At 71.9% G+C, this 23,470-nt stretch carries 23 protein-coding genes; 13 read left to right on the forward strand and 10 right to left on the reverse strand.

The window, feature by feature from the left end:
* Positions 1 to 71: 71 nt before the first annotated feature.
* From J3486_RS25045 to J3486_RS25055, 3 genes are all read right to left on the reverse strand, one after another.
* A complete protein-coding gene (locus J3486_RS25045) occupies positions 72 to 1,895 on the reverse strand; it encodes an ABC transporter family substrate-binding protein (RefSeq protein WP_207823934.1) in 1,824 nt (607 codons plus the stop codon).
* 199 nt (positions 1,896 to 2,094) lie between these two features.
* Entirely contained in the window at positions 2,095 to 3,090 is a 996-nt protein-coding gene (locus tag J3486_RS25050; RefSeq protein ID WP_207823935.1) for an NUDIX hydrolase, read from the reverse strand.
* A gap of 90 nt (positions 3,091 to 3,180) precedes the next feature.
* Positions 3,181 to 3,795 carry a TOPRIM nucleotidyl transferase/hydrolase domain-containing protein gene (locus tag J3486_RS25055; protein ID WP_207823936.1) on the reverse strand — a complete coding sequence of 205 codons (615 nt, stop codon included), beginning with the start codon at positions 3,793 to 3,795 and terminating at the stop codon, positions 3,181 to 3,183.
* 190 nt (positions 3,796 to 3,985) lie between these two features.
* Here J3486_RS25055 and J3486_RS25060 point away from each other — a divergent pair, with 190 nt between their 5' ends.
* A complete protein-coding gene (locus J3486_RS25060) occupies positions 3,986 to 5,185 on the forward strand; it encodes an MFS transporter (protein ID WP_207823937.1) in 1,200 nt (399 codons plus the stop codon).
* A 373-nt stretch (positions 5,186 to 5,558) separates the two neighbouring features.
* Here J3486_RS25060 and J3486_RS25065 read toward each other — a convergent pair whose 3' ends face one another.
* The gene (locus J3486_RS25065; protein WP_307804923.1) at positions 5,559 to 6,530 is read right to left on the reverse strand and encodes an aminoglycoside phosphotransferase family protein; all 972 of its coding nucleotides are present in this window, start codon (positions 6,528 to 6,530) and stop codon (positions 5,559 to 5,561) included.
* Positions 6,531 to 6,866: 336 nt separating this feature from the next.
* On the opposite strand from J3486_RS25065, the gene J3486_RS25070 reads away from it, so the two are divergent.
* The gene (locus J3486_RS25070) at positions 6,867 to 7,310 is read left to right on the forward strand and encodes an STAS domain-containing protein (protein ID WP_207823938.1); all 444 of its coding nucleotides are present in this window, start codon (positions 6,867 to 6,869) and stop codon (positions 7,308 to 7,310) included.
* A 223-nt stretch (positions 7,311 to 7,533) separates the two neighbouring features.
* Here the strand turns inward: J3486_RS25070 and J3486_RS25075 are convergent, their stop codons facing one another.
* Positions 7,534 to 8,175, reverse strand: coding sequence for a carbonic anhydrase (locus J3486_RS25075; RefSeq protein WP_207823939.1), 642 nt, complete (start codon positions 8,173 to 8,175; stop codon positions 7,534 to 7,536).
* A gap of 291 nt (positions 8,176 to 8,466) precedes the next feature.
* On the opposite strand from J3486_RS25075, the gene J3486_RS25080 reads away from it, so the two are divergent.
* The gene (locus J3486_RS25080) at positions 8,467 to 9,666 is read left to right on the forward strand and encodes a MalY/PatB family protein (RefSeq protein ID WP_307804924.1); all 1,200 of its coding nucleotides are present in this window, start codon (positions 8,467 to 8,469) and stop codon (positions 9,664 to 9,666) included.
* Positions 9,667 to 9,676: 10 nt separating this feature from the next.
* Here the strand turns inward: J3486_RS25080 and J3486_RS25085 are convergent, their stop codons facing one another.
* Positions 9,677 to 10,858: an epoxide hydrolase gene (locus J3486_RS25085; protein WP_307804925.1), complete on the reverse strand. Its 1,182-nt coding sequence runs from the start codon at positions 10,856 to 10,858 to the stop codon at positions 9,677 to 9,679.
* 153 nt (positions 10,859 to 11,011) lie between these two features.
* Here J3486_RS25085 and J3486_RS25090 point away from each other — a divergent pair, with 153 nt between their 5' ends.
* Positions 11,012 to 11,599: an ABATE domain-containing protein gene (locus J3486_RS25090; RefSeq protein WP_207823943.1), complete on the forward strand. Its 588-nt coding sequence runs from the start codon at positions 11,012 to 11,014 to the stop codon at positions 11,597 to 11,599.
* 154 nt (positions 11,600 to 11,753) lie between these two features.
* On the forward strand, positions 11,754 to 12,641 hold the full coding sequence (locus J3486_RS25095) for an ATP-grasp domain-containing protein (protein ID WP_207823945.1): 888 nt from the start codon (positions 11,754 to 11,756) through the stop codon (positions 12,639 to 12,641).
* A gap of 14 nt (positions 12,642 to 12,655) precedes the next feature.
* Here J3486_RS25095 and J3486_RS25100 read toward each other — a convergent pair whose 3' ends face one another.
* Positions 12,656 to 13,609, reverse strand: a complete 954-nt coding sequence (locus tag J3486_RS25100; protein ID WP_207823947.1) for an aldo/keto reductase — start codon at positions 13,607 to 13,609, stop codon at positions 12,656 to 12,658.
* An 83-nt stretch (positions 13,610 to 13,692) separates the two neighbouring features.
* Between J3486_RS25100 and J3486_RS25105 the strand changes: the two genes are divergently transcribed.
* The gene (locus J3486_RS25105) at positions 13,693 to 14,298 is read left to right on the forward strand and encodes a TetR/AcrR family transcriptional regulator (RefSeq protein ID WP_229378527.1); all 606 of its coding nucleotides are present in this window, start codon (positions 13,693 to 13,695) and stop codon (positions 14,296 to 14,298) included.
* 189 nt (positions 14,299 to 14,487) lie between these two features.
* Positions 14,488 to 15,246, forward strand: a complete 759-nt coding sequence (locus J3486_RS25110; protein ID WP_207823951.1) for a polysaccharide deacetylase family protein — start codon at positions 14,488 to 14,490, stop codon at positions 15,244 to 15,246.
* On the opposite strand, the gene J3486_RS25115 is transcribed toward J3486_RS25110, so the two are convergent.
* The gene (locus tag J3486_RS25115) at positions 15,206 to 16,261 is read right to left on the reverse strand and encodes an AraC family transcriptional regulator (RefSeq protein ID WP_207823953.1); all 1,056 of its coding nucleotides are present in this window, start codon (positions 16,259 to 16,261) and stop codon (positions 15,206 to 15,208) included. The two genes, J3486_RS25110 and J3486_RS25115, sit on opposite strands and share 41 nt — an antisense overlap.
* Before the next feature lie 177 nt (positions 16,262 to 16,438).
* On the opposite strand from J3486_RS25115, the gene J3486_RS25120 reads away from it, so the two are divergent.
* On the forward strand, positions 16,439 to 17,929 hold the full coding sequence (locus J3486_RS25120) for a long-chain fatty acid--CoA ligase (RefSeq protein ID WP_207824124.1): 1,491 nt from the start codon (positions 16,439 to 16,441) through the stop codon (positions 17,927 to 17,929).
* Between the two features lie 36 nt (positions 17,930 to 17,965).
* Here J3486_RS25120 and J3486_RS25125 read toward each other — a convergent pair whose 3' ends face one another.
* The gene (locus J3486_RS25125) at positions 17,966 to 19,429 is read right to left on the reverse strand and encodes a catalase (RefSeq protein WP_207823955.1); all 1,464 of its coding nucleotides are present in this window, start codon (positions 19,427 to 19,429) and stop codon (positions 17,966 to 17,968) included.
* Positions 19,430 to 19,880: 451 nt separating this feature from the next.
* Between J3486_RS25125 and J3486_RS44350 the strand changes: the two genes are divergently transcribed.
* From J3486_RS44350 to J3486_RS25140, 3 genes are all read left to right on the forward strand, one after another.
* Entirely contained in the window at positions 19,881 to 20,318 is a 438-nt protein-coding gene (locus J3486_RS44350) for a phage holin family protein (protein WP_374194766.1), read from the forward strand.
* Entirely contained in the window at positions 20,315 to 20,611 is a 297-nt protein-coding gene (locus J3486_RS25135) for a DUF3618 domain-containing protein (protein WP_207823957.1), read from the forward strand. Before J3486_RS44350 ends, J3486_RS25135 begins: the two co-directional genes overlap by 4 nt.
* 96 nt (positions 20,612 to 20,707) lie before the next feature.
* A complete protein-coding gene (locus tag J3486_RS25140) occupies positions 20,708 to 20,995 on the forward strand; it encodes a DUF4190 domain-containing protein (protein WP_207823958.1) in 288 nt (95 codons plus the stop codon).
* Between the two features lie 120 nt (positions 20,996 to 21,115).
* On the opposite strand, the gene J3486_RS25145 is transcribed toward J3486_RS25140, so the two are convergent.
* Positions 21,116 to 21,778 (reverse strand): class I SAM-dependent methyltransferase, encoded by a 663-nt coding sequence (locus J3486_RS25145; RefSeq protein ID WP_207823959.1) that lies wholly within the window; start codon positions 21,776 to 21,778, stop codon positions 21,116 to 21,118.
* An 89-nt stretch (positions 21,779 to 21,867) separates the two neighbouring features.
* Here J3486_RS25145 and J3486_RS25150 point away from each other — a divergent pair, with 89 nt between their 5' ends.
* Together J3486_RS25150 and J3486_RS25155 are read left to right on the forward strand one after the other, a co-directional pair.
* Positions 21,868 to 22,596, forward strand: coding sequence for a TetR/AcrR family transcriptional regulator (locus tag J3486_RS25150; RefSeq protein ID WP_207823960.1), 729 nt, complete (start codon positions 21,868 to 21,870; stop codon positions 22,594 to 22,596).
* Positions 22,583 to 23,464, forward strand: a complete 882-nt coding sequence (locus tag J3486_RS25155) for an alpha/beta fold hydrolase (protein ID WP_207823961.1) — start codon at positions 22,583 to 22,585, stop codon at positions 23,462 to 23,464. The genes J3486_RS25150 and J3486_RS25155 overlap by 14 nt, the downstream gene beginning before the upstream one ends.
* The last annotated feature ends 6 nt before the right edge of the window (positions 23,465 to 23,470 follow it).

Here is a 23,470-nt window from a genome sequence, read left to right on the forward strand (position 1 = left end):
GCGGTGGACGGCCCCGGCGGCGTACCGCCGGGGCCGAACTGCGGTCGCGGTGGAAGGAGTGGAGAAGTGAGCTACTTCTTCAGACCCCACTCGGCGACGTTGTAGGGCGGACCGATGATGGTCGAGTTGTTCCGCATCCCGACGAAGCGGTCCTGCACCGCGAGGAACGTCGGCTTCTGGTACAGCGGCAGCACGTACGCGTCATCCGTCATGATCTTGTCGGCCTGGTTGAGGAGGGACATCGCCTTGGCGGTGTCGGTCTGGCCGACGGACTCGTCGAGCAGCTTGTCGACCTGCTTGTTGCTGTAGCCGCCGTAGTTGCTCGCCTGTCCGGTCGACCAGGTGCCCTGGGCGTTGGACGTCGGCGTCGGGCCCTGGATCCAGGCGAAGACGATGATGTCGTACTGGTGCCCGGTGAGCACCGTGCCGAGGTCGGCGGCGCCGATCGGCTTGATCGTCACCTTGATGCCCAGGTCGCCGAGCGCGGACTGCAGGATCTGGCACTCGCTCTGCCGGATCGCGTTGCCCGTGGTGTAGCGGCAGTTGAACGGACCGACGGCCTTGCCGTCCGGTGTCTTCAGCGAGGATCCGACTCCGGTGAACTTGGCGTCGGTGAGCAGCTTCTTGGCCTTCGCGATGTCACCCGAGCCCTGTCCGGTACCGGTGACGACGTCCTGGTAGCCGGTGAGTCCGGGCAGCAGCATGTGGCTGCCGAGCTGCTTCACACCGCTGTCGAACTGACCGACCGTCTTGTCGATCATGTCCTTGATGCTGATCGCCGTGAACATCGCCTGCCGCAGCGGCTTGTACTTGCCGATCACCGGGTTGTGCAGGTTGAGGTCGAAGTGCTCCCACTGCAGTCCCTCACCGATGGTGTACGAGACGCCCGGGATGTCCTTGATCTGGTTGACCAGGTCCACCTGCGGCTGCGGGTAGATGGCCTGTACCTCGTTGTTCTTCAGAGCGGTCGGCTCCTGGGTGGCGTCCGAGATGACCTTGAAGATCAGCCGGTCGAGCGTCGGCTTGGTCTTCCCGTACCACTTGGCGTCGGGCTCGAAGGTGGCGTGGTCGTTGTCCTTCCACTCCGTCATCTTGAAGGGGCCGCCCGTGGCGTACTGCGTGGGCGGAGTCTTCATGAAGTACTGCCAGCCCTTGGTGAGTTGATCGGCCGTCATCTTGGCGGCGCTGCCGGCCGCCGCGCCGGCCGCCTTCTCCGCGACATGGGCCGGGTAGAGGCCGTAGCCGCCGCCGAAGAAGGACTTCCAGTCGGTGTACGGCTTGTTCATGACGACGGTGACGGTCTTGCCGCCGTCGGAGCCGGTGACGGACTTGATGCGGTCCCAGCCGGAGGTGGACCAGGGCAGACAGCCCTTGGTCTGGGTCTCGTCGCTGGCGGGCGGCGGCGGGCAGTCCTTCCCGTTCATGGTGCGCCACAGGAAGATGAAGTCGTCGGCGGACATCGGAGTGCCGTCGTTCCAGGCGGCCTTCGGGTTGATCTTGTAGACGAAGGTCTGCGGGCTGGAACCGGTCTGCTCGGCCGAGGTGACGAAGTCGGTGTTGAGCTTGAGGCTGAAGTCCGGCTGCGGCACGAAGACCTGCGGCAGCACGGCGGTCATGGCCTCGCTGTTCTCGAACGTGTTGCCGTTCGAGTCCTCGATGTTCCAGGCCTGGATGTTCTTCTCGATGGTGTAGGTGAACGTTCCTCCGGACTTGCGTTCCCCGGAGTTGCACGTATTGGCCTTGCCCTGGGAGCTGCATGAACTCAGTCCGGACGAGCCGCTGCTGCCGTTGTTGTCGTCCTTGCCGCCCGAGCCGCCGCTGCACGCGGCGAGGACGAGCGTGAGGCCGGCGGCAAGCGTCAGACCCTTCGCGACGAATGATGAAGGCGCGCGCATGTCCCTCCGTTCAGCCGGCTGACAGTCCGGCTCAGTGAGGCGGCTGTGAACCGCAAGAGGTGAGCTGCGCCTTCACGGTAAGACCATTGCGCCCCTTCGGCGGCTGCCGTGCCATTCCAGAAAGATGACGTTCCGGCTTAGTTTTCCCCTTGAAAATCACGGGAGTTGGCAAAGAAGGCCAAGACGTACACCTCCGCCCTCAGCCGAGCGGCACACCGGCTTCGAGGTAGTACGCGGCGCCACGTTCGCGCGCGCGAAGGGCCCAGCGCAGCCGCGCGTACCGCACGGGCGGCAGCAGCCGCTCGGCCTCCGCCTCGCCGACGAACCGCCAGCCTCGCAACTCGGGTCCGGGCAGCAGCACATGGGCCGCGACGGAGCTGTCGAGCAGCCCGCCGTCGAAGAGCAGCCGCAGCCCGCCGAAGCCGGGCGGCACCGGCCGCTCCCAGTCGATGACCAACAGCCGCGGTACGTCCACGAGTTGGATGCCGGTCTCCTCCAGGACCTCCCGCATGCCCGCGCGCGCCGGCGCCTCGCCGGGCTCGACGACACCGCCGGGGAACTCCCAGCCCGGCTTGTAGGTGGGGTCGACGAGCAGCACCCGGTCCTGTTCGTCGAAGAGCAGCACGCCCGCGGCGACCGTCTCCGCGGTCGGCTCGGCCGTCTGCACGATGTCGCAGGGGGCGGCCTCGCCGCTGCGCACGGCGGCGGCGATCCGCACGGCCGTCTCGTACGGGGAGAGCGCGCCGTTGTCGACGAGGTAGGCGTCCGCGGCGAGCCAGCCCGCGAGCGCCGCGCGGTAGGGCTCGATGTCGGCAGGGACCTCGCCACCGGGGTCCCGTCCTCGCAGGATCGTTTCCCCTGGAGCAAGGACCACATGGCACACAGGGATCCGCCGGGCGGCGAGCCCCCCGAAGATCTCGTCGCGGTACTCCTGACGCATCAGCCCCATCGGCACCACGAGCACGCCGCCCAGCTCGGCGAGGAGCGCCGCGGCGGTGTCGACGACGAGCCGGCGCCAGATCGGCAGGTCCTGATGGTCGCTGACCTCCGCGAGCCGCTTGGGCGGCAGCAGCCGCTCCAGCTCGGCGTCGATCACCTCGGGGTCGAAGAGCGTGCAGTTCGGGATCAGATCGATCAGCTCCCGCGCTGCGGTGGTCTTGCCCGCACGGGACGCCCCGTTGACCCAGACGATCACGGTTCCCCCTCTTCCGTCGGCCCCCTGAGGCTTGCCCGCAACACCCTGCCGGGGAAACCCGGTGCTGATGAGGGCCGGTGCCGGGGGCGCTCACACGCTCCCGAGCAGGTCGGCGAGGGGCGCGGGCACCCGGTCCAGGTCCAGGGCCGCCACCAGCAGATCCCCGTACCGGATCTTGCGGCCCGATCTGGTGCTGAGGAAGCGGCGGATCTGGTGGTCGCGCGGGCGGCCCTGCTGGGCGGGCTGGTTCACGAAGGTCCGCCAGGCCCGCAGCTCGTCCTCGCTCCGGAAGATCTCCTCGACCCGGTCGGTGCCCAGCGCGCGGATCAGCTCGTCCTCCAGGTCCGCCACGCACACGTAGAAGTCCTGCGGCGCCCCGGCCCGCTCCAGGCCGCGCGCGTAGTAGCCCTGCTCCCGCTCGTCGCACAGGCCGGTCAGCCGCAGGCCGAGACCGTCGGGACCGAGCAGCGCCGCATAGCGGCCGACGCTCATCGCCCCGCCCATCGGCACGACGCAGACGCCGTCGACGGCCAGGTCGCGGCCGAGCCGCGCGGCCAGGGTCTCCACGGCGGCGAGATCGCTCGCCCCCTCGACGAGGACCGCCGTCCGCAGCCCCAGCTGCCGGGCCAGCTCCCCCGCCGGTTCCGCGGCGCCGCCCGCCGCCCAGCCGCCGACCGCGTCCCGGAACGCCCACACGTCTCCCATGGGGCGAGTCTGCACCGGCGTCGCACGGAACGGCACCGATTATCGAGCGTTCCGTCCCGACGGCGAGGCACGCACCGCCCGCACCGCAGACACATGTACGAGCCCGGTACCTCGGGTGGCATAGTGACGCCCCGGTGCGGTCCGCCGCGTCAACTGCCCTGCCGGCCGCACCATATGAGGGAGACCCGCGATGCCGAGTGGACTGATCGCGCTGGCGCTCGGCGGGTTCGGGATCGGGCTGACGGAGTTCCTCATCGCCGGTCTGCTGCCTCAGGTGGCCGCGGGTCTCGCCGTGTCCGAGGCGGCCGCGGGCCTGCTGATCTCCGGGTACGCGCTGAGCGTCGCCGTCGGCGCCATCGCGCTCACCGCGGCGACGTCCCGGTTGCCGCGCAAGTGGGTCCTGGTCGGTCTGGTCGCCCTGTTCGTCGTCGGCAATCTGCTGTCGGCGCTCGCGCCCGGCTACGGGGTGATGCTGGCCGGCCGGATCGTCGCGGCACTGTGCCACGGCTCGTTCTTCGGCATCGGCTCCCTGGTCGCGCGCAGCCTGGTGCCGCCGGAGCGCAAGTCGCGCGCGGTGGCCGTGATGTTCGCGGGGCTCACGGTGGCGAATGTGCTCGGTGTTCCCTTCGGGGCGCTGGTGGGTGAACGCTGGGGCTGGCGGTCGGCGTTCTGGGCGGTCACGGCGATCGGTGTCCTCGCCCTGGCGGGGATCGTCGCCCTCGTGCCCGCCCGGGCGGGGTCGGCGCCGGACGGTGCGCACGCCGCGGCGCCCACGGGGCTGCGCGAGCAGTTCCGGGCGTTCCGTTCCGGGCAGGTCTGGCTGACCCTGGTGGCGACCGCGCTCAGCTACGGCGGCATGTTCGGCGCGTTCAGCTATATCGCCTACACGTTCACGGAGGTCGGCGGGTTCTCCGCCGGCGATGTGTCGTGGCTGCTGATGGTGTACGGCGTCGGGCTCGTCGTCGGCAACGTCGTCGGGGGCCGCGCGGCCGACCGGGACCGGGACCGCGCCCTGCTGTACGCGCTGGCCGGGCTCACGGTCACGCTGACGGCCTTCGGCCTGCTCGCCGGGAGCGCCGTCGCCTCGGTGGTCCTGGTGTTCCTGCTGGGCGTGACCGGGTTCGCGAGCGTCCCTGGCATGATCACGCGGGTGACCGACGCGGCCGGCGGCGCCGCGCTCGCCGCCAGCGCCAACGTCTCGGCGTCCAACGTCGGCAACGCGCTGGGCGCCTGGCTCGGCGGCCTCGCCATCGGCGCGGGCCTCGGCTACGCGTCCCCGCTGTACGTGGGAGCGGGCATCGCCCTCACGTCCGTACTGGTCATGGCGGTCGCGGCGCGCGGGACGCGACGGTCGGCCGGGCTCGTCGACGAGCCCGCGCACTCCGTGTGACCCGCGCACTCCGTGTGAGGGGACGGAGGACGCGACCACAAGGAAGAGGGCCTCGCCCTGACCCTGCCGCCGCCCCAGCGGCGCTGGGCGGCGCCCGCCTGCCGTCTCAGGGAGATCGGAGATGTCACGGCAGACGGGCCATCCGTAACAGGCGGATGCAGTGACGGCACCGCCCGTGCGCCTCCAGGACCGGGGGGTGATCCCGGAGACCGTCGCGGGAGGACCGAGGACCATGTCGGCCACCGCTGCCCGACGGTGGCGTCCGGCCCTCGTCCGGCCCTCGTCCGGCCTCCCGCTGTTCCCTGAATATGCAGTCAAGCGCAGCCGGACGACGGGCGCACCCGTGTGCGCGCACACTGTCGCGGCGTAGCGTTCACACGGGGTGTGCGGTGCGCACACGGGGCGGGTCCGTGCCCGGGTCGCTCGCGGGGTCGGCGAGCGCGGCGCGGATCTGGCGGGTGGTCGCCGCCGCGATCCGCTCGTCGCTCGCGGCGTACGCGGTGTACGCGAGGAGACCGGACGTCAGGGCCCAGCCGCGCCCGCGCAGCCAGGTCGCGTCGTCGACACCGAGCGCGTCACGGAAGACGGCGGCGGCGCGCGGCGACAGCAGGGTGAAGGCGATCATCAGGTCGACCGCGGGGTCGCCGGGACCCAGGCTCCCGAAGTCGATGACCGCGCTGAGGCGGCCGTCGGCGGTGAGCAGATTCCCGGTGTGGAAGTCGCCGTGGCACAGCACGGGCGGGCCCTGCCGGGCGGGGGCGGCCAGCGCCGCGTCCCACAGCGCGGTCAGCGCGGCCGCGTCGAAGGCGTCGGCCGCCCGCGCGATGGCGTCCCGCGTCGCGGTGTCCCGGTCGGCGAGCGTCTCGCGTGCCCCCACGACTCCGGCGATGTGCGGGTCGACGGCCTGCAACGCCCGGAGGAACGCGGCCAGTTCGAGAGCGGCGTCCGTGGACTCGGCCAGGCCCGCCACCGTCGCGACCTCACCGTCCAGCCAGCGGGTCACCGCCCACGGCCACGGGTAGCCGAGCGCGGGCCGCCCCACCGCCACCGGGACGGGCACGGCGAGCGGCAACTTCGGTGCCAGCAACGGCAGTTGGTCGCGCTCCTTCTCGGCCTGCCCGATGGCGCCGGAGTGCCGGGGCAGGCGGACGGCGAGTGCGTCGCCGAGCCGGTGGATGACGTGATCGGAGCCGGCCGGGTCGACGGGTGTCAGCGGCAGCCCGGCCCACTGCGGGAACTGCCGGTCGACGAGGGCGCGCACCAGCGCGGTGTCGATGAAGGGCCGCCGGTCCGCGCCCCCTTCCGGTGCCGCCCCGCGTTCCGGTCCGTCGTGCGGTGTGGCCACGTTGGTCGCTCCTGGGAGGGAGGGGGTGTCGGTGCCCCGCGGATGCCTGTGCGTCGCCGTCCATGACACGGCACTCGTCCCACCCTTGTCGACCGGTTTCTCCAGGGGCTCACGACTCACCCGTCAAGCCCTTTGCTTGAAATTCATCCAATCCGGTGATGCAGGTGCACCGGGAATCGTTACGGCACGACGCGGCGCCGCCTCTGCCGATACCGTGACCGCTCAGGCGCCCCAGCCCCCGGTGACCTCCCGATTCGTTCGCACACCGACAACAAGTTCGCGTCAACGCGATCGGCTCCCCTCCCGGAGCCGGACAGTGCTCGGGCTGGGGGGCCGATGCGACAAGGCAATCATCAGGACTACGTCCACGACGACTTCGGCGACTTTGAGGGTTCAGGGCTCTTCCGCGACATCGGTGTCGTGGCGGGCCTGACCGACCTGGACGACGTCGCTCCCGAACCCAGGATCCGCACGGTGGACGACTGTGCCGTCGTCGAACTCGCCGGCGACATCGACCTCATGGCGCTCCACCGGTTGGCCCCGCTGCTCGACGCGGTGGCGGCGGGCCCCTACCGCGTCGTGGCGGTCGACCTCACCGCGACCACGTTCTTCGACTGCTCAGGACTGACGCTCCTGGTGCGCACCCATCGAAGAGCTGCTGAGCGCGGGGGCCGGGTCACCGTGGTGTGCCGGCACCGGCTGACCCTGCGGATCATCGAACTGGCGGGGCTCGACGAGGTGTTGTGCCCCGCGACGACCGTGGAACAGGCCCTGCTCTGAGAGCGGGGCCTTCGGCCAGGGCGGGCCTGCGGCGGCGGGCCCGTCGACGAGGCGGCGCGGGCCGCCACCATCGGGGCCCGCGCCGCCGGCGGCCCGGCCACGTCGGACCGGCGCCGGAGGCCGGGATCGGGGCCGGGATCGGGGCCGGGGGCCGGGGCCGGGGCCGGGGCGACGAAAGCCTGCGCGGGCCCGATGGAGGGGGCGCCCCCGGTGCCCGGCGTCACTACCGCCCGGTGAGCGACTTGCTCAGGCCGTGCGCGGCGACCAGCTCCGCGGTGCCGTCGGCAAGCTGATAGGCCATGCCCACCACGGCCGTCCGCCCTGAGGCCACACCGTCGGCGAGCGCGCGGGAGCGCTCCACGAGCAGGTCCACCGTGTTGCGGATGTGCTCGTGCAGGATCTCCCGCTCCTCCGTGTGCCCGGCGGCGTGCGCGGCCAGGACGCTGGGAGTCACGCGCTCGACGACGTCGCGGACGAAGCCGCCGGGCGCCGTGCCGTTCTCGACGGCGGCGCGGGCGGCGGCGACGGCACCGCACGAGTCGTGGCCGAGCACCACGACGAGCGGGCAGTCGAGCACGCTCACGCCGTACTCGACGCTGCCGAGGACCTCGGTGCCGACCACGTGGCCCGCGGTGCGCACCACGAACAGGTCGCCGAGGCCCTGGTCGAAGATGATCTCCGCCGCGAGCCGGGAGTCGGCGCAGCCGAACATCACGGCGAAGGGGCTCTGCGCCGGCGCGATCTCGGCGCGGCGCGCGGCGTCCTGGTTCGGATGCGACGGTGCCCCGGTCACGAACCGCTGGTTGCCCGCCAGCAGCTTGTCGAAGGCCTCGTCGGGAGTCGTGGGTATCAGCGCATCGGTCATGGTCGAAGCCTACGATCCGCTTCCGGCACACCCACACAGAAGGGTCCCTCCCGCACGTCCGCCACGCCCGCCCGGTGCCCGGCCGATCCCGTCGGAGCCCCGCTGCCCGGCCGCCAGGCGCACCTGACCCGCCGGTTCGGTGCGGCGGCCACCTATCCGCCTGTCTGCCGGAGGCCGACCCTGAGGTCACGGACTCCGTCGTGCGCATGGCTGTGATCTTCCGCGGCTTCCGGACACCCTGAGGACGGCCGCCCCGGCCCACGCGATGATCACCCACCCCGAGGAGGACCCGTGAGCGCCCCGTTCTCGATCTTCGACGAGCCCGTCGACCGCAGAAAGTCGAACTCCATGAAGTGGGCGGCCGCCGCGGAGTTCCTCGCGCCCGACGAGGCGGCGGCCGAGCCCCTGCCCATGTGGGTGGCCGACACCGACTTCAAGGCACCGCGCGCCGTTCTCGACGCGCTCCACGAAGCGGTGGAGCACGGCGTCCTCGGTTATCCGGCCGGTGCCACGGACAGCTACCTGGACGCGGTGACGGGCTGGCAGGCCAAGCGGTTCGGCTGGGACGTGGACCGGTCCTGGACGGTGCAGACCTCGGGCATCATCACGAGCCTGAAGACGGCGGTCCAGGCGTTCTCGGCGCCGGGCGACTCCGTACTCGTCCAGCCGCCGGTCTACGTCCACTTCCACGAGGACGTCCGGCTCAACGGCCGCCACCTTACCTACGCGCCCCTGGTGCGCACCGCCGACGGCTACGCCTTCGACGCCCGTACGTTCGAGGCGGCGATCCGCCCCGACACCAAGATCTTCATCCTGAGCCATCCGCACAACCCGACCGGCAGCGTGTGGTCGCAGGACGAACTGCGCACCATGGGCGAGATCTGCGCCCGGCACGAGGTGCTCGTCATCGCGGACGAGATCCACCAGGACCTGATCATCAACCCGGCGAAGCGGCACATCCCGTTCGCGTCGCTCGGCCCGGAGTTCGCCCGGAACTGCATCACGTGCACCTCCCCCAGCAAGACCTTCAACCTGCCCGGACTGCAGAGCGCGAACGTCATCGTTCCCGACCGGCGGCTGCGCGAGGAGTTCGCCCGGCAGTACGACCGCAACGTCTTTCCTCTCGTCAACGTCCTCGGCATGGTGGCCGCCGAGGCCGCGTACACGCACGGCGAGCCGTGGCTGGAGGAGCTGCTCACGTATCTGCGCGGCAACCACGAGCACTTCGCCCGGTCGGTGAACGCGGCGACGTCGCGGGTGCGGGTGCTGCCCGCCGACTCCCTGTACCTGGCGTGGACGGACTTCCGGGGCCTGGACCTGGACGCGGCCGCCCTCGAACGGTTCCTGCTGCTCACCGCCCGGCTGTGGTTCGACAGGGGGCCGAAGTTCGGGCAGGAGGGGCACGGCTACATGCGGGTGAACCTCGGCTGCCCCCGGGCCACGGTCGACGAGGCGATCCACCGTCTGACGACGGCGCTCGCCGGGCTCTGACCGGGCGCGGTCAGCGGCGGGCGGCCAGCACGGCCGCGAGGCCCTCCCGCAGATCCTCGACGAAGTACGCGGGCACCTCCAGCGACGGGAAGTGTCCCCCGACGTCGGCCGCCCGCCACCGGACGATCCGCCGGTAGCGCCTCTGCGCCCAGGGCCGCGGGCACTTCTCGATGTCGTGCGGGTACACGACGACGGCCGAGGGCACGTCGACCCGCAGTTCGGGGTCGAGCGAGAGGTGGCTCTCGTAGTAGATGCGGGCGGACGACGCACCGCTGCGGGTCAGCCAGTACAGGGTGACGTTGTCCAGGAACCGGTCCAAGGAGATCGTCTCGAACGGGCTGTCCTCGGTGTCCGTCCACTGGGCGAACTTGTCGAGGATCCAGGCGAGCAGTCCGACCGGTGAGTCGACGAGGGAGTAGCCGATGGTCTGCGGCCGGGTCGCCTGCTGCTTCGCGAACGCCGCGGGAGGCCCGTTCCAGAAGTCGTGCGTCTCCTCGACCCAGGCGAGCTCGGCCGCCGTCAGCCCGTCCGTCGACAGGCCGGGCGGTGCCTGTGCGGTCGTCGTGTGGATGCCGAGCACGTGCGCCGGGAAACGTCCGGCGAGGACGGTGGTGATGGGGCCGCCCCAGTCGCCGCCGTGGGCGAGGAACGTGCCGTAGCCGAGCCGGTCCATGAGCTCCACCCACGCGGCCGCGATCTTCTCGATGCCCCAGCCGGGAGCGGTCGGCTTGTCGCTGTGGCCGAAGCCCGGGAGCGACGGGACCACGACGTGGAAGGCCGGCGCGTCCGCGTCCTTCGGATCCGCCAGTTCGTCGATGACGTCGATGAACTCGGCGACGCTGCCGGGCCAGCCGTGCGTCAGGATCAGCGCGGTGGCGTCCGCGCGTGCGGACCGGCGGTGCAGGAAGTGGATCCCCAGGCCGTCGATGGTCGTGCGGAACTGCCCGATCCGGTCGAGCCGCGCCTCGAAGGCCCGCCAGTCGTACTCGGTGCGCCAGTAGCGCACGACATCGACGAGGTCGGCGAGCGGAACGCCCTGGTCCCATCGGCGCGGGCCGGGTGCGGCGTGCCGCACCGTCTCGGCCTCGGGCAGCCGCGCCGCGGCCAGTCGTGCGCGCAGGTCGTCGAGTTCGGCATCGGTCGCGCGGGCTTCGAATGCCTGCACGTCCCTGGTCGGACGAGTACGGGACACGGAACCTCCTGGCCGTCGCGGCACCGGCTCCGCCCTCGCTCGAACCGGCAATGCCGGTTCTAACATGTCGGCTCGCAGGGGACAACCACGTGCCCGGCGGGCAGCCGTCCAGCGACCGGCCGGACCTTCCGCGCCCCCGGCTAAGCTGGTTCCATGCGCGCTGAGTTCCCCGACTTCCGCCTCGGCACCGTGCTGGCGACCAGCTTCACCGGGACCTTGACGGAGCGTCACGGCGATGCCGTGGAGCGCATTCCCACCCCGCGACGGCTCCTCGACTGGCTGGCCGTCAACGGTCTGGCGGCGGCCTCCTGCACCACCGCCCAGCTCGAACTCGCCCGGGAACTGAGGGAGTCGATCCACGCCGTCGCGACCGCGGCCGCGCTCGCGCAACCCCTCCCCGCGTCCGCCGTCCGGATCATCAACGACCGCAGCGCGCAGGGGCGGGCCTCGGCGGTCCTGACGGTCGAGGGACATCGTCAATGGCGGCTCGGCCCGGCGTCCCGTGTGCAGGACGCCCTCGGTGTGATCGCCGCCGACGCGATCAGCGTCGTCGCGGGCGAGCGGGACGGCAGACTGGCCCTGTGCGCGTCGCCGACGTGCCGGGCCGCCTTCTTCGACGCCAGCCGGAGTCGCACCCGCAGATGGTGCGACATGAACACGTGCGGGAACCGCGAGAAGAAGGCGCGCTTCCATGCCCAGCGCCGCGGCAGCGGGACCAGCGCACCGACGGACGTCGGCTGACCGGCCCCCGGCGGAGCGGCCGAGGAAGCTCGCACCGACGGACGTCGGCTGACCGGCCCCCGGCGGAGCGGCCGAGGAAGCTCGCACCGACGGACGTCGGCTGACCGGCCCCCGGCGGGGCGGCCGAGGAAGCTGCGACGTCTAAGCTGCCCGCATGCCGGCCGCCCTGTTGACCTGCCACGACCCGCTGCGCCCGCGCCGCCCCGATCCGCACTTCGCCGCCGCTGCCGCCGCCGTCCGGGAGCGGGGCGGCGTCGTCACGCTCCTCGACCACGAGGCCCTGATGCGCGGACGTGCCGCGGACGCGGTGGCCGCGGTCGAGCGGGGGCTCGGTCCGCTCTGGTACTGCGGGTGGATGCTGCCCGGCGACCGCTACGCCGACCTGGAGTCCGCGCTGGCCGAACGGGGCAGCGGCCTGGTCACCGACGCCCGCCGGTACCGCCGGGCCCATGAACTGCCCGGCTGGTACGCGACGTTCGCCGAGGTGACACCGCGCAGTGTCTGGCTGCCGGTCGAGCCCGGCGCCGCGCTTCCCGCGGACGGTCCGGCCGGGCTGGCCGCCCTCCTGGGGCCGGGCCCCGCCGTCGTCAAGGACTACGTCAAGTCCCGCAAACACGAATGGGACGAGGCGTGTTTCGTCCCCGACACCGCCGACACCGTACGGCTGACCGGCGTGGTCGAACGGTTCCTGGAGCTCCAGGAGGACAGCCTCGTGGGCGGCATCGTGCTGCGCTCCTTCGAGGAGTTCCGCGGCGACGAGCTGCGGGTGTGGTGGATCGACGCGGCCCCGGTCCTCACCACCGCGCACCCGGACGCGAGGAATCCGCACGGGGCGGCGCTGCCCCAGCCCGATCTCGACGCTCTCGCGCCGCTGGTCCGCGCCCTCGGCAACCGCTTCGTGACGACGGACCTGGCCCGGCGCGACGACGGCGTGTGGCGTGTCGTCGAGGTCGGGGACGGGCAGGTCAGCGATCTGCCCGAGGCCGTGGACCCGCGACGACTCCTCGGGCCTCTCCTGGACGCCCCGGTCGGCCGGGACTGACGCGGCCGCGTCGCTCAGCCGGCCAGGATCTCTCCCGCACGCGTCGGTACGGCGTCCAGCGCCGCCAGTGTCTCCTCGTCGAGGGCGACCGAGCCCGCGGCGACATTGGCCGCCAGATGCCCGGGGTCGGCGGTGCCCGGGATGAGCAGCACGTTCGGGGCATGGTGCAGCAGCCAGGCCAGGCCGACCTGGGCCGGGGTGACGCCCACGGCCTCGGCGGCGGCGCGGACGGCGGGTTCGTCGGTCACCTTCGGCATGCCGGGGAAGGCGCTGCCCAGCGGGAAGTACGGCACCCAGGCGATGCCCTCGGCGGCGCAGAGGCCGAGCATCTCCTCGTCGTCCCGGGCCACGAGGCTGTACGCGTTCTGCACGCAGGCGAGGCCCACCGGGAGCGCCCGGCGCAGCTCGTCCATGCCGACGTGGCTGATGCCGATCTCGCCGATCTTGCCCTCGTCGCGCAGGGCGGTCATGACGGCGAGCTGATCGTCGAGGTCGACGACCTGGTCGCCCTCCGCGATCAGGCCGGGGGCGCGGGCGGCGCGGCGCAGGTTGACGAGCTGGATCTGTTCGACGCCGAGGCTCTTGAGGTTGTCCTCGACGGCGGTGCGCAGCTCCTCGGGGCGCTGGGCGAGCCGCAGCGGATGGGCACTGCCTGAGGAGGTGTCGGGGGTGGCGCCCACCTTGCTGACCACGACCACGCCGTCCTCGGGGCGGAGCGCCTCGCGGATGACGTCGTTGGAGAAGCCGTTGCCGTAGAAGTACGCGGTGTCGATGTGGTCGATGCCCAGCTCGACGGCTCGGCGCAGGATCGCGACGGCGGCGCCGCGGTCCTCGCTCAGACGCGGCAGCTGCATGGCACCGAACCCGACGCGGGAGACGGTACGGCCGACGAGCCGGCCGGCGCCTCCGGCGCGGGGCGCGCCCGTCGCGGTGACGGGCACATCGGAAGAAGATGCGTGAGAGGTCATGGGTGTCCCACCTCATGCGAGAATAGATGAAACGGAGGAGCCTCCGTTCCCTTGACTGTAGCACTACCGGAGGAGCCTCCGTTTTGCCTGAGCCCGCACCGCACCCCGACCAGCGGCCCGCCCGCGCGCCCCGCGCCGATGTGCGCCGCAACCGCGAGAAGCTGCTCGCGGCGGCCAGGTCCGCCTTCACCGCCGCCGACACCGCGGTGCCGCTCGAGTCGATCGCCCGCGCCGCGGGGGTCGGCATCGGCACCCTCTACCGGCACTTCCCGACCCGCGAGGCGCTCGTCGAGGCCGTCTACGCCGCGGAGCTCGACGCGGTCACCGAGAGCGCCGCGTCCCTCCTGGAGGAGCTGCCGCCCGAGGCCGCCCTGCGCGCGTGGATGGACCGGTACGCGGAACTGGTGTCGGCCAAGCGCGGCATGATCGGCGGACTCGGTGGCGGCTGGGCCCCGGGCCGCGGCGCGACCGTGTCGACACGGGAGCGGCTCACGGGCGCGATCGGCGCACTGCTCGAAGCGGGCGGGCGCGCCGGCACGCTCCGGCAGGACGTCGACCCGGACGATGTGATCACCCTGCTGCTCGGGGTGTTCCTGTCGACCGCCGCGGGCGACAGGACCGAGCGCACCCGGCAGTTGCTCGATCTGGTCGCCGATGCCCTGCGCGCACCCGGCCCCCCTCCGGCCTGACCTGCGGCCCGCACCGAAAACGGGTCAACTGGTGCGATCCCGCCCGCTGTTCGGGAAGAGTTGTCCGCGATCTTTCCCGGGAATGTCCGTGATCCGTAACGGAGGGATCCGCAGCCCCCGATCCGTCGTCCTGCCTGTTGGTCGCAAGGTGACCGGGATCGGCGAGCAACTGGGCGAAAAGGGGCGGACATGGCGCGGCACGGCGGGCGGGGCTGGAACGGCAAGGTGCTCGGGGCGGCGCTCGGGGTGACGCTGCTCGCGACCGGCGCCTCGGTGTGGGCCGCGCAGGCCGGCGTCGCCGTCGGCACCCCGCCCAAGGCCTCCGCCCCGGCCACCCCGAAGCCGGTCGACACGACCATCGCGCATGCCTCGGACGCCGGGGCGCGCGGCGTCAACATCACCATCGACGACGGCCCGGACCCCGAGTGGACCCCGCAGGTCCTCGCCGTTCTGAAGGAGTTCGGGGTGAAGGCGACGTTCTGCATGGTGGGGACGCAGGCGCAGGCCCACCCCGACCTCGTGCAGCAGGTCGTCGCGGCCGGGCACCGGCTCTGCGACCACTCGGTGTCGCACAACACCGGCATGGACAAGGCACCGGAGAGCTACCAGTCGAAGGAGATCCTCGACGCCGAGCGCATGATCACGAAGGCGTCCGGCGGCGTGCGGCCGATGTACTACCGGGCGCCGGGCGGCGCCTTCACCCCGTACAGCCGCAAGCTCGCCGCCGACCGGGGGATGCGGCCGCTGGGCTGGAACGTGGACACCAAGGACTTCGAACGCCCCGGCACGGACGCCATCGTCGCCACCGTCGAGCGGGAGCTGCCCAACGGGCCGACGCTGCTCTTCCACGACGCGGGCGGCGACCGGTCCCAGACCGTGGCGGCGCTGCGCCGGATCCTGCCCGAGCTCAAGGAGCAGGGCTACTCGTTCGGCTTCCCGGTGCGCTGAACCCCTGCTCCCGGGCGGCCGCGAGCGCCTCTCGGTGGGCGGCCGGCCCCCGGCCGAACCAGCGCTTGCACGAGCGGGTGAGCACGCTCTGGTCGGAGTAGCCCAGGAGCCGGGCGACGTGCGTCATGGTCAGGTCGGTGTCGCGGATGTAGCGCTCGGCGTTCTCCCTGCGGACCTGATCGACGAGTTCGTTGAAGGACACCCCCTCGGTGGCCAGGCGGCGCTGGACGGTGCGGGGGTGCATCGCGAACCGCTCCGCGACGAGGTCGAGCGTGGTCCGGCCGGTCGGCAGGAGCGGGCGCACCAGCCGTCGCACGCGCCCGGCCAGGCTGCGGTCGCGGCCGCCGACGACGGTCTCCAGGTAGTCGACGAGCGCGTGGTGGGCGAGGTGGTCCTGGCTCACCGGCCGGGCCAGGTCGGCGGTGCGCAGGGTGAATCCGGCGCGCGGCTCGCCGAAGCGCGCGGGACAGCCGTAGTAGTCCCGGTAGGCGTCCTCGGGGGTGACCGGGGCATGCGGGAAGTGCACGGCGAGCGGGCGGCGGTCGGGGCCCCACAGGCGCCGCAGAACAGCGATCACGACGCCGAGGGCCAGTTCGAGCGACTGCTGGTGCGCCGGGAGCCGGTCGACGAGGATCTCGAACTCGAAGAAGCACCGCTCCGGGTCGTCGAGCGGCTGCACCTCGACGCGGAGCGCGGGCGCGTAGGCGGCGAGGTACGTCTCGGCGATGGCGAAGCCCTCTCCGACCGTGGCCGCGGTGCGTACCGCGACGCCGACCGCCCCCAGGACGTCGATGTCCCGGCGCAGGGCGAGCCGACGGCCGAAGTCGGGGGTGCCGGTGACGGCCGCCGCCGTCTCGACCGCGCGGACATGACTCACGTACGGGATGAACGCGTCGGGGTTCCCGACGTCGTCCGGGTCGATCCCCGCGTGCCGCAGCAGTGGCTCGGGATCGGCTCCCAGTGCGCTGACGAGCTCGCGGTATCCGAGCAGACCGGTCCCCTGTATGACGCTCACGGCCTCAAGATCCGCCGCGATGTCGCAGAATGTCAAGAACTTGTCGTCTCAGATCAAGCCCTGCCGGCCGCGGCCGGGAGAACGTACCTACCGACAGCAACGCCGGCCGCACCGCACGCGGACGGCCCGGGCGGCTGTCGCGGACAAGCCGGTGGACTCGCACGAAAGAGGTCGATGGTGACCAATCTCGCCCGCAATCTGGTGCACACGGCGGGGGTTCACCCCGACCGTCCCGCGCTCCGGCTCGACGACCACGTGCTCGACTACCGGGGGCTCGACGAGCGCAGCGCCAGGGTCGCCGGCTGGCTCACCGAGCAGGGCGTCGCGCCGGGCGACCGGGTCGTCGTGATGCTGCCGAACATTCCGCAGTTCGCGGTGGTGTACTACGGCGCGCTGCGCGCCGGAGCCGTGGTCGTACCGATGAACCCGCTGCTCAAGACGGACGAGATCGCGTACGGGGCGGGCGACTGCGGGGCGCGGGCCGTCCTCACCTGGGCCGCGTCGGCGCAGCACGCGTCAGCCGCCGCCGAACGGCTCGGCATCCCCTGTGTCGACGTGACGGACGAGGCCTTCGCGGCGCTGCTCGGCTCCGTCGCCGCGCAGGCCGAGCCGGTGGAGCGCGCCGACGACGACCCGGCGGTGATCCTCTACACGTCGGGCACCACGGGCCGTCCCAAGGGCGCCGTCCTCACCCACGCCAACCTCGGCAGCAACACCCGCACCGTGTCCCGGCTGCTCGGGCTCACGACGGAGGACACCGTCTTCGGCGGTCTGCCCTTCTTCCACGTCTTCGGCCAGACCTGCGGGCTGAACGCGGCCGTGCTGAACGGTGCCTGCGTGACGCTCCTGCCCCGTTTCGACGCCGCCGCCGCGCTGCGCATCCTGGCCCGCGACCGGGTCACGCTGATGGAGGGCGTGCCCACCATGTTCGTGGCGCTGCTCGCCGCGGCGGAGGCGGCGGGCGGGGCGGGCGTGGACACCGTACGGGTCGCGGCGACCGGCGGTTCCGCGATGCCCGTCGACGTGCTGCACCGGTTCGAGGCCGCGTTCGGCTGCCCGGTCGTCGAGGGGTACGGCCTGTCGGAGACCGCGCCCGTGGTCACGCTCGGCTCCGTCGACGGGGTCCGTAAGCCCGGCTCGATCGGCACGCCGGTCGAGGGCGTCGAGGTGCGGCTGATCGACGACGAGGGCAAGGACGTCGCCGAGGGCGAGGTCGGCGAGATCGCGGTCCTGGGGCCGAACGTCATGTCCGGCTACTGGAACCGCCCCGAGGCCGACGCGGCGGCCTTCGTGGACGGCTGGTTCCGCACCGGTGACCTGGCCCGCCGCGACGAGGACGGCCACTACTTCATCGTCGACCGCAAGAAGGACATGATCATCCGGGGTGGCTACAACGTCTACCCGCGCGAGATCGAGGAGGTGCTGTACACCCACCCCGCGGTCGCCGAGGCGGCCGTGGTCGGTGTGCCGCACGAGCTGCACGGCGAGGAGGTCACCGCGGTGGTGACCCCGCGCCCCGACGCCACCGTCACGGCGCAGGAGCTCATCGAGTACGTCAAGGCGCGCGTCGCGCCGTACAAGTACCCGCGGGTCGTCCGGCTCGTCGACGCCCTGCCCAAGGGCCCGACCGGCAAGATCCTCAAGCGGGAGCTCACCGGCCGGACGTGACGGCCGGGGCGGCAGCGGCGCCGCCCCCGGCCCGGTCTAGCTGTCGGTTTTGGCGCGCACCCCTTGCTCGATGCGCTCGCCGACCGACTTGTCGATGTTCTTCCAGTAGGTGAACGCGCGGGCCAGCACCGGCTCGCTCACCCTGTTCAGCAGGTGCCCGACGACGTTGTCCACGAGCCGGTCGCGGGCGGCGTCGTCGAGGACCTCGCGGACCATGGTGCCCGCCTGGCCCCAGTCGTCGTCCTCGGGGTGGTCGACGTAGGCGGTCCGGGTGATGTCGCCGTCCGCTGACCAGCTGGGCGGGGTGCCGTGGCGGTCGGTGTCCGCCGCGGGGCCGCCCTTGGAGTTCGGCGCGTACACCGGGTCCTCGGTCTTGCGGTAGGCCATCGCGCCGTCCTTGGAGTACGTGTGGACGGGCGCGACGGGGGCGTTGACCGGGAGCTGCTGGTAGTTGCCGCCGATCCGGTGGCGGTGCGCGTCGGCGTAGGAGAACAGCCGGCCGAGCAGCATCCGGTCGGGGCTGGGGCCGATGCCGGGGACGAAGTTGTTGGGCTGGAACGCCGCCTGTTCGATCTCGGCGTGGTTGTCCGTGGGGTTGCGGTCCAGGGTCATCCGGCCGACCTCGATCAGTGGATAGTCCGCGTGCGGCCACACCTTGGTCAGGTCGAACGGGTTGAAGCGGTACCCGGGGGCGTCGTCGTACGGCATGACCTGCACGAACAGCCGCCAGCTCGGGAAGTCGCCGTCGCGGATGTGCTCGAAGAGGTCACGGGTGTGGAAGTCGGTGTCGACCGAGCACATCCGGTCGGCCTCGTCCTGCGTGAAGAACTCGATGCCCTGCTCGGTCTTGAAGTGGTACTTCACCCAGAACCGCTCGCCCTGCGCGTTGATCCACATGTACGTGTGCGAGGTGTAGCCGTTCATGTGGCGCCAGGTCCGCGGGATGCCGCGGTCCCCCATCAGCCAGGTGACCTGGTGGGCGGATTCCGGCGACAGGGTCCAGAAGTCCCACTGCATGTCGTGGTCGCGCAGGTTGTTGTCCGCGCGGCGCTTCTGGGACCGGATGAAATGCTGGAACTTCATCGGGTCCTTCACGAAGAAGACCGGGGTGTTGTTCCCCACCATGTCGTAGTTGCCCTCGGTGGTGTAGAACTTCACCGCGAATCCGCGCGGGTCGCGCCAGGTGTCCGGGCTGCCGCGCTCACCGGCGACGGTGGAGAACCTGGCGACCAGATCGGTCCGGGTCCCCGGCTGGAAGAGCGCCGCTTTCGTGTACGCGCTCACGTCCGCGGTGACCTCGAAGCGACCGAACGCTCCGCTTCCCTTGGCGTGTGGCTGCCGCTCGGGAATCCGTTCCCGGTTGAACTGTGCCATCTGCTCGATCAGATAGGAGTCCTGCAGCAGAATCGGGCCGCCTGCCCCGACCGTGAGCGAGTGTTCATCGCTTTCGACCGGAGCGCCGGAATCCGTGGTGGTCGCCTTGCCTGTGACCTCACTCATGGGGTGTGCGCGCCTTTCGACGGGGATGTTCTCTGCCTCTGAAGGGCCTCTCCCATCCTGCGTGCCCTTTCGTGACACGGCCATTCGTCGGAATCGCCTCCCCGCCTGTACCGGCCGGTAGCGGCGAGGGCCGTTCGGCCCCTGTGGCGGCGGACCGTGACACGAGTACGGTGCGCACGCGAGGCCGGGCCCGGAAGGACGGGCCTGCTCGGGGCGTCGCTTGGGCAGACAGGCGACGGTCCGTCGATGATGCGGGACCATCGACGGCCGCGCGTCCGACCGGTTCATGTCGTCGGCGGCCGGCCGGGCGCGTCCCGGCCTCTCCCACGGGCCACCGCACCCCCGTCCGTCCCTGCGTCCGTGCCCCGGTAGCGAGCGGCGCCTCGGGGTACTCGTCCCCTCTCATGCCCGCGTCGCGGCCCCGGCCGCGACCGATCCGGAGAAGTGGGAGGTGACCGCCGTGCCGGACACCCGGCAGCATGCCGAAGCGGAGCGCCGCGACATCGGTCAGGAACCGGTCGGTGAACTGGTCCAGCGGGCCTCGCACCAGCTGACCGAGCTGGTGCGGGGCGAACTCCGCCTGGCCCAGGCGGAGATGAAGGAGAAGGGCAGGCGTTACGGCAGGGGGTCGGGAATGTTCGGCGGCGCGGGCGTCGTCGGGTTCCTGATGCTGCAGGCGCTGGTGGCCGCCGCTGTCGCCGGACTGGCCGTCGCGCTGCCGGTCTGGGCGGCCGCGCTGATCGTCGCCGGTGTGCTCGGTGCGATCGCCGCGGTACTGACCGCCCGCGGCAGGCGCCAGTTCGGCCGGGCCGCGCCGCCGACCCCCGCCCGGACCGTCGAGAACCTCAAGGCCGATGTGGCCGAGATCAAGGAGAGTGCACGCCGATGACACCGCCCGCGCACGACCGGCCGACCGCGGCCGCCCCCGAGGAGCTGCGCGCACAGATCGAGCGGACCCGGGCCGACCTGGGCGACACGGTCGAGGCCCTCGCGGCCAAGGCCGACGTCAAGGGCCGCGCCAAGGACAAGGCCGCACAGGTGAAGGACCAGGTGCGGGAGCAGGCGGCCGCCGGGGCCGAGGCGGCGCGGGAGCACCGTGTCGTCCTCGTCGCGACCGCCGTCTGCACCGTGTCCGCCGGAGCCCTCGCGCTGTGGCTGACGCTGCGCCACCGCAAGCGCTGAACCGCCACCGAATTCAGTTCGTTGATTGGGGGTTCGATTCCGGGGCACCTGAACTGCGTCGGACGAGACAGGAATTCTAGAGGCAAGGAGTGTCTCATGGCGGGATTCGGCAACTCTTCGACCGCTTCCTCGGGCTCACGGACCAATGGATTCGCGGTCGCCGGCCTGGTGTGCGGAATCGTCGGAATCTTTTTCCTCAACATCGTTCTGGGCCCGCTGGCCATTGTCTTCGGTGTCCTGGGCCTGCGTCAGGCAGCGGCCAAGGGTGGCACCGGAATGGCGAAGTCAGCCGTCGTTCTCGGTATCGTCGATCTCGTCATCTTCGGCGTGCTGCTCGCGGTGGCCGCGTCCTCCGGCGGATTCACCTGGTACGTGGGCGGCTGACGTGAACGCCGGCCCGCCGCTTTCCGCGGCGGGCCTTTACCCTTCTCTTTACAGACCCCTTTTCCGATCGCCTTCCAGCCGTATCTCCGGCCACTTTTCCGGTGGGTTTTCCGGTGGGTTTCAGTCACCCTCACGCACGCCCTGCACATAGCGCAGCCACGGCCGTACGTCCCCGCTCCCCCGCACGCCGAACCCGGCGTCGGCGACGAGCCGGTCCAGCGCGTCGACGGCGTTGTGCGCCATCTCGGGGGCGGTCGCCGCGCTCACGGCGTGCCGCAGCAGCCGGCTGCGCGGGGGCCGGAAGTCGGCGACCAGGAGACGTCCGCCGGGACGCAGGACCCGATGGATCTCGCGCATCGCCTCGGCCCGTACCTCTTCAGGGATGTGGTGCACGGCGAGGCTGGTGACGGCGACGTCGAACCGGCCGTCCTCGTAAGGGAGTTGCTGGGCCACCCCGATGTCGTACGAGCATCCGGGCTCGCGGGTACGCCGCCGGGCGTAGGCGACGAGCGACTCGGACGGGTCGACGCCGACGACCGTGCCGCCCGGCCCGACCGTACGGGCCATACGTCGGCTCAGATACCCCGTTCCACTGCCGACGTCGAGGACGGCGTCGCCGGGGCGGGCGCCGCTCAGGGCGGCGAGACGCCAGTAGGCGCGCGGTCGCAGGCCGGCGAAGCAGACGGCCCCGCACAGTTCGTAACCGCGGGGATGGTCGAGCGTGAGCCCTACGGCGTCCTGCCGATGAGCCCCTTCATGTTGGAGCAGTCGCCCAAGTCCCATGGGAATCCTCCTACTTAGTGGAGACTAAGTACATGCCGACGAGCTTAGTCACGACTAAGTAGCGGCGGCAAGAGGTCTACGATGGCGTCGTGAACCAGCCGACCCGGCCGCGCGCGGCCCGCACCCGACTGACCCCGGCGGCCCGCCGGGAGTCGATCCTGGACGCCGCGACGGACGTGTTCTGCGAGACCGGCTACCACCGGGGGAAGACCTCGGCGATCGCCGCGCGTATCGGCGTGAGCGAACCCGTCGTGTTCCAGAACTTCGGCTCCAAGAGCGCCCTGTACCGGGCGGTGCTCGACCGGGCCGTGACCACGGCCACCGGCCTGCTCACCGTGGACGCGGCGCACGAGGGCGCGGAGGGTTCCGTGTCCGCGCTGCTCGCCACCTTCTTCGATCCCGGGCACATGGAGCGCTTCCACGCGCGCGGCTCGCTCGGCTTCCTGTTCGCCGACGCCGCCACGCTCACCGAGGACCCCGCGCTGCGCGACGCCGCCCTCGATGTGCACCGGCGCTTCGCGCGGACCCTCACCGAACTGCTCCGCGAAGGGCAGCGGGCGGGCGACGTCCGCGCCGACCTGGACCCGCACGTCGGCGCCTGGTGGCTGCTCTCGTCCCTGCACGCGCGCACCTTCCGAGCGGCCGTGCTGCCCGAAGGGGAGCGCCTGGAGCGGCAGTTGACGGATCTGACGCTCGGCGCCCTCGCCGCCCCCGGCCCGCAGACCGCCGCGGCAAGGGAACGAGCAGGTCAGAGCGGGGAAAACGCGGATGCGCCGAACCCCGGGGCGCTGAGACACTCGCACCATGCCGATCACTGAAGCCGCCCCCGGAATCTCTCTCGCCTACGAGACGTTCGGTGACCCCGCCGATCCCGCCGTCCTGCTCGTCATGGGCTTCGGCGCCCAGATGATCGCCTGGCACGAGGACTTCTGCCGGGAGCTGGCCGGGCGCGGCCGGTACGTCGTCCGCTACGACAACCGCGACTGCGGTCTGTCCACCAAGTTCGACGAGCACCCGGTCGACATGGGGCGGTTCATCGCGGCCGTCAGCACGGGGGACGTCCCCGCGGCCCGCGCGATGGTGCCGTACACGCTGCGGGACATGGCCGACGACGGGCTCGGCCTGCTGACCGCCCTCGGCATCGAGCGGGCGCACGTCGTGGGGGCGTCGATGGGCGGCATGATCGCCCAGACGATGGCCGTCGCGCATCCCGAGCGGGTCCTCACGCTCACCTCGATGATGTCCTCGACCGGCGAGCCCGAGTACGGACGGTCGAGCCCCGAGGCGCAGGCGCTGCTGCTCCGGCCGAAGCCCGCGGACCGCGCGGGCTACATCGCCGCGGCCGAGGCGGACATGGCGTGGGCGTCGAAGCGGTACGGCGACCCCGCGCTGCTGCGCGAGCTGGCCGCGCAGAGCTACGACCGGGCGTACTACCCGGCCGGGGTCGGCCGGCAGCTCGGCGCGATCGTGCTCGGCGGTTCACGCGCCGACGCCCTCCGCGAGCTGCGCGTCCCGACCCTGGTGATCCACGGCCTGGACGACACGCTGATCGACCCCAGCGGCGGCAGGCGCACCGCCGAGCTGGTGCCCGGGGCGCGGCTCCTGCTCCTGCCCGACATGGGGCACGACCGGCCCCGCCCGCTGTGGCCCGAGATCATCGACGCCCTGGTGGCGCACACCGGCTGACAACTC

Origin of the sequence: Streptomyces sp. VRA16 Mangrove soil, assembly GCF_017377775.1 — a bacterium.
GTDB lineage: Bacteria > Actinomycetota > Actinomycetes > Streptomycetales > Streptomycetaceae > Streptomyces.